We start from the raw sequence: 2,122 nt of genomic DNA, 5'->3' as shown, positions 1-2,122 counted from the left end.
ACGGCACGCTGGAAATCGTCGGGATCGGCACCCATCCGTCCCGTGGCCTGAAAAAAGGCGTGGTGGTGAACATCGAATCCACCGTGCAATCGATCCAGCGCGCCATCGAAGAAGCGCAGCTGATGGCGGGTTGCCGCATTCACTCGGCGTTCGTCGGTGTGGCCGGCAATCACATCCGCAGCCTGAACTCCCACGGCATCGTGGCGATTCGTGATCGCGAAGTCAGCTCGGCGGACCTTGAGCGTGTACTCGACGCCGCCCAGGCCGTGGCGATCCCGGCTGACCAGCGGGTGCTGCACACCTTGCCGCAGGATTACGTGATCGATAACCAGGAAGGCGTGCGCGAACCACTGGGTATGTCCGGCGTACGTCTGGAAGCCAAGGTTCACGTGGTCACCTGCGCCGTCAACGCTGCACAGAACATTGAAAAATGCGTGCGTCGCTGCGGTCTGGAAATCGACGACATCATTCTTGAGCAACTCGCTTCGGCGTACTCGGTACTGACCGACGACGAGAAAGAACTGGGCGTGTGCCTGGTCGACATCGGTGGCGGCACCACCGACATCGCGATCTTCACCGAAGGCGCGATCCGTCACACCGCGGTGATCCCGATTGCGGGCGATCAGGTGACCAACGACATCGCCATGGCGTTGCGCACCCCGACCCAGTACGCCGAAGAAATCAAGATTCGCTATGCCTGCGCCCTGGCCAAACTGGCCGGTGCCGGCGAAACCATCAAGGTGCCAAGTGTTGGCGACCGTCCTCCACGCGAGCTGTCCCGTCAGGCCCTGGCCGAAGTGGTCGAGCCGCGCTACGACGAGTTGTTCACGCTGATCCAGGCCGAGCTGCGTCGCAGTGGCTACGAAGACCTGATCCCGGCCGGCATCGTGCTGACCGGCGGTACGGCGAAGATGGAAGGCGCCACTGAACTGGCCGAGGAAATCTTCCACATGCCGGTGCGCCTGGGCGTGCCTCACGGCGTAAAAGGCCTGGATGACGTGGTCCGCAACCCGATTTATTCCACTGGCGTTGGCCTGTTGATGTACGGCCTGCAGAAGCAATCCGACGGCATTTCGTTCTCGGGCATCGGCAGTCGCGACAGCTACAGCAACGAAGAGCCCAAAGGCGCCTTGCTCGATCGCCTCAAGAGCTGGGTCCAGGGCAATTTCTAAGATTCATCGCAGTACCGCAGCACCGTTGTAGATACAGGCAGTAGGCGAAAAAACTAGAGAACGTAAAGGAGAGGGAAAATGTTCGAACTCGTAGACAACATCCCCGCAAGCCCGGTAATTAAAGTTATCGGTGTTGGCGGTGGCGGCGGCAACGCCGTGAATCACATGGTCAAGAGCAACATTGAAGGCGTTGAGTTCATCTGCGCCAACACTGATGCCCAGGCGCTGAAAAGCATCAGCGCGCGGACCATCCTGCAACTGGGTACCGGCGTGACCAAAGGTCTGGGCGCTGGCGCCAACCCTGAAGTAGGTCGTCAGGCCGCTCTCGAAGATCGTGAGCGCATCGCCGAGGTCCTGCAGGGCACCAACATGGTGTTCATCACCACTGGCATGGGCGGTGGTACCGGTACCGGTGCTGCGCCGATCATTGCCGAAGTGGCCAAGGAAATGGGCATCCTCACCGTTGCGGTAGTGACTCGTCCGTTCCCGTTCGAAGGTCGCAAACGCATGCAGCTGGCCGACGAAGGTATCCGTCTGCTGTCTGAAAGCGTTGACTCGTTGATCACCATTCCCAACGAGAAGCTGCTGACCATCCTGGGTAAAGACGCAAGCCTCTTGTCGGCGTTCGCCAAGGCTGACGATGTATTGGCCGGTGCCGTTCGCGGTATTTCCGACATCATCAAGCGTCCGGGCATGATCAACGTCGACTTCGCCGACGTACGTACCGTGATGAGCGAAATGGGCATGGCAATGATGGGCACTGGCTGCGCCAGCGGTCCGAACCGTGCACGTGAAGCCACTGAAGCGGCCATTCGCAACCCGTTGCTCGAAGACGTGAACCTGCAAGGTGCACGCGGCATCCTGGTGAACATCACCGCCGGTCCTGACCTGTCCCTGGGTGAGTACTCCGACGTGGGTAGCATCATCGAAGCCTTCGCTTCCGAGCACGC

2 protein-coding genes are annotated in these 2,122 nt (G+C 60.3%); both read left to right on the top strand.

Translation table 11 applies throughout. The features are described 5' to 3' along the window. A partial coding sequence (gene ftsA / locus ACRESJ_RS12060; protein WP_431758089.1) for a cell division protein FtsA occupies positions 1–1,172 on the top strand: 1,172 nt, incomplete at its 5' end. A gap of 78 nt (positions 1,173–1,250) precedes the next feature. Continuing rightward, positions 1,251–2,122 (top strand): cell division protein FtsZ (gene ftsZ, locus ACRESJ_RS12055; protein WP_431758088.1); only part of this gene is annotated, 872 nt, incomplete at its 3' end.

The sequence above is a fragment of the Pseudomonas sp. genome (genome assembly GCF_050739655.1).
Lineage (GTDB): Bacteria > Pseudomonadota > Gammaproteobacteria > Pseudomonadales > Pseudomonadaceae > Aquipseudomonas.
This window is presented reverse-complemented; position numbering and strand designations above follow the sequence as displayed.